This is a genomic window from Desulfosalsimonas sp. (assembly GCF_055149105.1).
On sequence record NZ_JBSRLA010000048.1, the window covers coordinates 22,824 to 30,074 of the forward strand.

The window sequence follows — 7,251 nt, forward strand, 5'->3', positions numbered from 1 at the left end:
TGGCAAGGCCCTGACGCCACAAACCCAACCAACCCCGAGGGAGGTTGTTTTGCAAACAAGCACAAAAAATATTTTCATGCTGGCAATAACCGCATGCCTTGCTTTTTTACCGGCCTGGGCGGCGGCTCAGGATGAGCCTCCCGCCCCGGGCCGGGCCATGGCCCGGCAGGCCGGTGTCCTGTCCGGGGACTGGACAACAGCCGATCATTCCGAAATGGAGGCCCTGAAAAAAACATTTGAATCCGGACAGCAGATCACTGAAACCTGCCTGTCCTGCCATTCCCTGGCAGATGATCAGTTGTTTCACACCATCCACTGGAAATGGCTTTCACCCTACGAAGACGGTGACCTGGTTGGTAAGGCGGGTTATTCCATCAACAACTTCTGCATTTCCACCAACAAAATGAACGACAAAAAATGCAGCAGCTGCCATATCGGCTGGAACGGCAAGGAAGACGGCATTAACTGCCTGGTGTGCCACGGCGAAAAAGACATGGACTGGAAAGCCCAGTTCAAGGATTACCAGTTTTTCAAGGAAATGGGCGAAGCCGAGCTGGTCACGGAAATCCAGGACGATATTTCAGCGGCCGTCACGCAGATCATCCGGCCAAACCGGCAGAACTGCGGCTCCTGCCACTTCAACGGCGGCGGCGGTGAAGCAGTCAAGCACGGAGATCTGGATGCCTCCCTGATCAACCCCAAGCGAACCCTGGATGTGCACATGGGAATCGACGGCGAGGATTTTTCCTGCACCCGCTGTCATACCACCAGCAAACATCAGGTGGCCGGCCGGGTCTATTCCACGCCCGCGGTCTCGGAGCGCAAAAGCCTGGTGGAGGATGACCTGGCCCCGAAAATCTCCTGTGAATCCTGTCACACGGCGAGCCCGCACAAGGAGGGCAAGCTCAACGACCACACCGACATGGTGGCCTGCCAGAGCTGCCATATTCCTGAATTTGCCCGGGCCCATGCCACGGAAATGACATGGGACTGGTCCAAGGCGGGCAAACTCAAAGACGGCAAGCCCTATATTGAAAAAGGGGAATTTGACCGGCCGGTATACAAATCCATCAAAGGCGAGTTCGGCTGGGAGAAAGACGTGGAGCCGCAATATTTCTGGTACAACGGCTCTGTTGCCGCATTGACCGCAAAGGATGTCATCGACCCTTCCGGGGTCGTGCGGGTCAGCCACCCTGTAGGCGAGCGCGGAGAGGGTCAGTCCCGGATTTTTCCGTTCAAGGTCCATTGGGCCAAGCAGCCCTATGACAAGGTTCACAACACCCTGATCACCCCCCTTCTTTCAGAGGAAAACAACGGATACTGGAAAACCTTTGACTGGCAGGACGCCAACACCCGGGGCATGGCCCTGATGGACCTGCCCTATTCCGGGGAAATGGGATTTGTGGAAACCACTTACGTGTTTCCAACAACCCACATGGTGGCGCCAAAGGAAAACACGCTTTCCTGCCGCGCCTGCCACAGACCTGAAAACGGGCGTCTGTCCAATCTGGCCGGATTCTACATGCCCGGAAGGGACCGTTTTGCCTTAATGGACTATGGGGCATGGATTCTGGCCATTGCCGCCCTGGCGGCAGTGGGTCTGCACGCCATCGGCCGCATAGTGGCAAACGGCAGCAGAAAGGAGGACTGATAAATGACCGGGCAACCAAATCGCATATACTTGTATTCCCGTTACGAGCGTTTCTGGCACTGGCTGCAGATGGCACTGATTGCGGTGCTGCTGGCAACCGGGCTGGAAGTCCACGGCATGTTTGTCCTGAGCGGGTTTCAGGATGCGGTGAACATACACAACTTTACAGGCCTTGCATGGCTGATCGCTTTTTTCTTTTTCACTTTCTGGATGTTTACCACCGGGGAATGGAAACAATACATCCCCACGACCCGCAAGATGCTCACCGTGATCCGCTATTACAGCTACGGCATTTTCAAGGGAGAGGCCCATCCGGTGCCAAAAAGCAAAAAAGCCAAGCACAATCCGCTCCAGCGGCTGACCTATTTATCGCTGGCCGCGGTAATGCTTCCCATACAGATGATCTCCGGATTTTTGTACTGGAGTTACAATTCATGGGCGGCCTGGGGTCTGGATTTTCTGAGCCTTTCTCAGGTGGCCTTTGTTCATACGGCCATGGCCTACGCGATATTGGTTTTTATCATCATTCACGTGTACATGACCACCACCGGGGCAACCGTGTTTGCCCATCCCAAGGCCATGATCACGGGATGGGAGGACCTTGAAGAACCGGAAGTCGTTGAAGACTGGGAAAAAGCCGGGTCCTGATTTTAGACTTTATTTGATAGCCTTTCAGGGGTATAAGCTATAAGCACAAACGATCCCATACCCAAAGAAAGGCTTTTTCTCATGAACATCGGACAATACTCATTTTCGGAATTTATGGAACTGGCCCGGCGGTTTCACGGATACCCGGCCCCGGGCCTGCTCATCGGCGGCTACATGGTGGAAGCGGCCAAAGAAAAACTGCCTGAAGGCACCCTGTTTGAAGCTGTTGTGGAAACCGGCAAATGCCTGCCGGACGCAGTACAGCTATTGACCCTGTGCAGCACCGGAAACAGCTGGATGAAGGTTATCAACCTTGGCAGATACGCCCTGAGCCTGTATGACAAGTACACCTTCGAGGGCTGGCGGGTGAGCATCGAGCTTGAAAAGCTTGAAGGTTTCCCGGAAATCCGGGACTGGTTTTTAAAACGCACAACCAAGCAGGAGCAGGACACAGACCGGCTTTTTGCCGAAATCGAGGCAGCCGGCGACCAATACCTGTCAGTGGTTCCGGTCAATGTCCGCCAGCGCCTGGTCAAAAAAACCGAAATGGGGGCCATTGCCGTATGCCCCGCCTGCGGGGAGGCCTATCCCAAAAAAGACGGTTCCATCTGCCGGGGATGCCAGGGAGAGGCCCCGTACCGCCATGTGCTGGATCATGACTGCGCCGCCGAGCAGCCGGCACCGGAAATCGCGGCTGTTCCCGTGGAGGAGGCCGTGGGGAAAAAAGCTCTGCACGACATGACCCGGATCGTGCCCGGGGTTTCCAAGGGACCGGAATTCAAGGCGGGCCAGGAAATCAGCGCCGGGGATCTGTGCCGGCTCCAGCAGATGGGCCGGTCCAAAGTTTACGTGGAGGACGCGCCGGTTTCCTCAGACCGCTGGATCCATGAAAACGACGCGGTGCTGGCCTTTGCCGAAAAAATGGCCGGACCCAACGTCTATTACCCGGCCCCGCCCGCTGAGGGCAAAATCAATTTCCACGCCTCGGTGACCGGGCTTCTTTCCATAGACGCCACGGCTCTGGAGAATTTTAACCTGGTGCCCAATGTCATGTGCACCAGCCGGCAAAACAACATCGTCGTGGAAAAAGACAAGCCCTTTGCCGGCTCCCGGGCCATTCCCCTGTATCTGGACCGCAGCCATTTCGAACATGCCCTGGAAACCATTGAAAAACCGCCCCTGTTTACAGTCCTTCCCATCAAACCCGCAAAAGTGGGCATTCTGGTCACGGGAACCGAGGTGTACAGGGGCTTGATCGAGGACAAATTCGAACCGGTGATCCAGCGCAAGGTGGAATATTTCAACTGCCGGGTGGTGCATGCGGCGGTCTCAGCAGACGATGCAGACCAGATTGCAGAAGAGGTCTCCAACCTGCTTGCCTGTGGCGCGGATCTGATCATTACCACCGCCGGGCTGTCCGTGGACCCGGATGACCAGACCCGCACGGGCCTGATCCGCGCAGGCCTGGAAGATGTGCTTTACGGCGCGCCCATCCTGCCCGGGGCCATGACCCTGGTGGGCCGGATCAAACAGGCCCGGGTTCTGGGCGTTCCGGCGTGTGCCCTGTTTCACAAGACCACGAGCCTGGACCTGATTCTGCCGAGACTGCTGGCCGGTCAGCACCTGACCCGAAAGGACATGGCCGCCTATGCCCAGGGCGGATTCTGCCTGAGCTGCAAGGCCTGCACCTTTCCCAAATGCCCGTTTGGAAAGTAGGTCTCAGGGATTTGCACCAACGGTTTTCATGGTTATAATACAATCATCAGGGACTGTTTCAGCTCCTGATCAAAAGCGGAAAAGCAGGCCATTTCTTTCCAGCTTTTGCCATGAAACACCCTCCCTTTGGCACTGCGGGAGCCCGTTTCACCCCCGGGCTCCCGCTTTTTTTATTTTTTGCGAAAAAGGCCCAAAACGGATATAACAGCCAACCAATAAAGAAATAACGTCTTGATTTTACTTAACACTTAATCACTTAAAACTTAACACTGCCTGTAAAAAAGCTTTTTACAGGCTCATCAATAACTGCCCAGGATCTTCAGGAAATCAATCTTTTGCGCCAGCTGCTTTATCACCGGTGCCAATTCATCGCTGTCCACGTCAGCTTCAAGATCCACGTAAAACATGTACTCCCAGGGCTTGCCGTGAATGGGCCGGGATTCGAGCTTGACCAGGTTGATACCGCTGTCGGCAAACACCTTCAGGGCCTCAAACAGGGCACCGGGCTGGTTGCCCGTGGAAAAGATCAGCGATGATTTGTTTTTCTGCCCGCCGGATATGGACTCTCTGGCGATCACCACAAACCGGGTGTAATTGCGGGCGTTGGCTTCAATGCCCTGCTCCAGGATCTGCATTTCATGGATCCGGGCCGCGTCCCGGCCGGCAAGGGCGCCTTCAGCCGGATTGTTCTGCTCTTTTACGAGCCTGACCGCCCTGGCTGTGTCTGAAACCGGAATCCATTCCCATTGATGACGGTCAATGTAGCTGCGGCACTGCTGAAACACCTGGGGATGGGAATAAACCCGCCGGATGTCTTCGACCCTTGCTCCTGGATGGCCAATGAGATGATGTTCGATTCGCAGCAGGATTTCGCCCACAATGCGCAGATCATATTCAAGCAGCAGATCATAATTTTCATGAACGCTTCCGGCCAGGGAATTTTCCAGGGGAATCACCCCGAAATCCGCCCCGCCTTCCCTGACCGTTTCGTAAATTTCCTTAAAGGAACTCATGGGCACGGGAGCTACCTGGCCGCCAAAGTACTGCATGCAGGCCTTGTGGCTATAAGTCCCAGGCTCGCCGAGAAAAGCCGCCCGCCGGCCCTTGCCGTTGCCGGCTTTCTGCATACGGTCCACGGCCCGGGCCTTGTCGAGATACCCGAAATCCAGCTGTTTGTCCACCACAGGGGAAATCACGTACAAATCCCGCATGAGCCGGGAAAACTGCTCCGGGTAAAGGCTCTGGGCCCCGTCTGACAGGGCGTGGTCCGGGTCATCGTGGACCTCGATCATCAAGCCGTCCGCACCTGCGGCGATGGCGGCCCGGGCCATGGGACTGACCTTTTCCCGGATTCCGGTGGCATGGCTGGGATCAATGATCACAGGCAGGTGGGTGAGGTTTTTGATCACCGGAATGGCCGAAAGATCCAGGGTGTTGCGGGTGTAGGGCTCAAAGGTGCGGATGCCGCGCTCGCAGAGAATCACGTTATCGTTTCCCTCTGAGACAATGTATTCAGCCGACATGAGCCATTCCTCGATGGTGGCGGCAAGCCCCCGCTTTAGCAGCACCGGTTTTCCCAGCCGGCCCACGCACTTTAAAAGCTCAAAGTTCTGCATGTTGCGCGCACCGATCTGGATCACGTCCACGTATTTCATCACCAGGTCGGCCTGGGCCGGGGTGGTGATCTCCGTGACCACCGGCATGCCATAGGTCTGGCGGACTTCGGCCAGGATTTTCAAGCCCTCTTCGCCCAGTCCCTGAAAGGCATAGGGAGAGGTCCGGGGTTTAAACGCCCCGCCCCGGAACAACACGGCCCCGTACTTGCGCACCTGCCCGGCAATGGCCAGGGTGCGTTCCCGGTTTTCCACCGCACACGGCCCGGCAATAACCACGATGCGCTCGCCGCCCACGGAAACATCACCCACCTGCACCCGGGTGTCTTCGGGGTGCATCTGGCGGCTGACGAGTTTAAATGCCGTATTGACCGGCACCACCCGGGCCACGCCCTCCAGGGATTCAAAAAAATCCGGCGGGCGGCCGGCATCTCCGGTGGAGCCGATAATATGCCGGCCAGCCTCGGTAATTTCACGGGAAATGCAGCCGCCTTCGCGCAAAATCCGGTAAATGTGGTTTTTCTGTTTCTGGGTGATGTCGGGCTCCAGTACGATTAACATCTTTGACCTCCTGTGTTTCAAACATGACATTTTTATTTGCCGGGCCCCGGGGCTGGTGCCAGACGAAAAGACCCCGGGGAAGCGTCCCCCGGGGTCTTTTAAACAAAAAACCCCGGGCGGACATGGTCTGTCCACCCGGGGTTGTGTGCATCTGTTGATTTTTACTGCATGCTACACCGCCGGATGGACGCTTCTAAAACCAAAAAAGAAGCGTCCAAAAGAAAACATCGGGTTGTGGCAACCGCCGGTTAGCTGCATATCAAAAAATTCCCTGCTGATTTATTAAGATGATATTGATTTACAGGTAGGATATTTATTTTAACCTGTCAACACAATTATGAAAAAGATATGACCCGGGCCGGGAAAAAGGATCAAAACGCCTGCATCCAAAGCACAATCACCATGACACAGCCCACCAGGGTTTTAACCAGTACCGCACCCATCCGCCCGTAAAAAGCACCCGTGGCCGAGCGCAGGGATGCCGCTGCATCTTTTTTCACCGCCAGCTCCACCAGAAACGCGCCAATAAAAACCCCGGCAAACAAACCAATAACCGGTCCGATCAAAAAAACCGGCACCCCGGCAAACGCGCCCACAATACCGCCGACAATCCCGCCAAAAGCCGCATACCGGGAAGCCCCCCTTTTGGTGGCCATGCGCATGCCCAGCACATATTCCAGCACCTCGCCGACAATGGCCAGACCCAGCAGCAGGGCCAGAACCGTTATGGAAAACACCATGGCGCCGTGAATCAGGTTATAGATCACCGCTCCGGCCAGAATCACAAAGGTTCCCGGCATTCCCAGCGGCACCAGCAGTATCCCGGCAATACAGCACAAGACGAGCACTATTGCTGCGGCAATGGCGGTTAATTCCATGTGCCCATCCGATTTTTTCCTTGAAATAACCGCTGATCCGCGTTTATAACCTCATCCAAAGATTTTTCTCCTTACAGAACTTGATAAGCCTGTAAAAAGTCTTTTTTACAGGCAGTGTTAAGTTTTAAGTGATTAAGTATTAAGTAAAATCAATAAGTTGTCTCTTTAGTGGTTGACGGTGATA

General features: G+C 55.4%; 5 protein-coding genes. 3 read left to right on the forward strand and 2 right to left on the reverse strand.

The window, feature by feature from the left end; genetic code table 11:
• Positions 1–49: 49 nt before the first annotated feature.
• From ACTCIA_RS11960 to ACTCIA_RS11970, 3 genes are all read left to right on the forward strand, one after another.
• Positions 50–1,651, forward strand: coding sequence for a tetrathionate reductase family octaheme c-type cytochrome (locus ACTCIA_RS11960; RefSeq protein WP_463002052.1), 1,602 nt, complete (start codon positions 50–52; stop codon positions 1,649–1,651).
• A 3-nt stretch (positions 1,652–1,654) separates the two neighbouring features.
• Complete coding sequence (locus tag ACTCIA_RS11965) at positions 1,655–2,299, forward strand: cytochrome b/b6 domain-containing protein (RefSeq protein ID WP_463002053.1); 645 nt, start codon at positions 1,655–1,657, stop codon at positions 2,297–2,299.
• 81 nt (positions 2,300–2,380) lie between these two features.
• The gene (locus ACTCIA_RS11970; RefSeq protein ID WP_463002054.1) at positions 2,381–4,015 is read left to right on the forward strand and encodes an FmdE family protein; all 1,635 of its coding nucleotides are present in this window, start codon (positions 2,381–2,383) and stop codon (positions 4,013–4,015) included.
• A gap of 299 nt (positions 4,016–4,314) precedes the next feature.
• On the opposite strand, the gene aroF is transcribed toward ACTCIA_RS11970, so the two are convergent.
• Together aroF and ACTCIA_RS11980 are read right to left on the reverse strand one after the other, a co-directional pair.
• Positions 4,315–6,189: a 3-deoxy-7-phosphoheptulonate synthase gene (gene aroF / locus ACTCIA_RS11975; protein WP_463002055.1), complete on the reverse strand. Its 1,875-nt coding sequence runs from the start codon at positions 6,187–6,189 to the stop codon at positions 4,315–4,317.
• 371 nt (positions 6,190–6,560) lie between these two features.
• Positions 6,561–7,067, reverse strand: coding sequence for a DUF456 family protein (locus tag ACTCIA_RS11980; protein ID WP_463002056.1), 507 nt, complete (start codon positions 7,065–7,067; stop codon positions 6,561–6,563).
• Between the last annotated feature and the right edge of the window lie 184 nt (positions 7,068–7,251).

Bases quoted from the DNA above. Each gene is read 5' to 3' on its own strand.
- ACTCIA_RS11965 (WP_463002053.1), top strand. From the start codon at position 1,655: ATGACCGGGCAACCAAATCGCATATACTTGTATTCCCGTTACGAGCGT.
- ACTCIA_RS11970 (WP_463002054.1), top strand. From the start codon at position 2,381: ATGAACATCGGACAATACTCATTTTCGGAATTTATGGAACTGGCCCGG.
- aroF (WP_463002055.1), bottom strand. From the start codon at position 6,189: ATGTTAATCGTACTGGAGCCCGACATCACCCAGAAACAGAAAAACCAC.
- ACTCIA_RS11980 (WP_463002056.1), bottom strand. From the start codon at position 7,067: ATGGAATTAACCGCCATTGCCGCAGCAATAGTGCTCGTCTTGTGCTGT.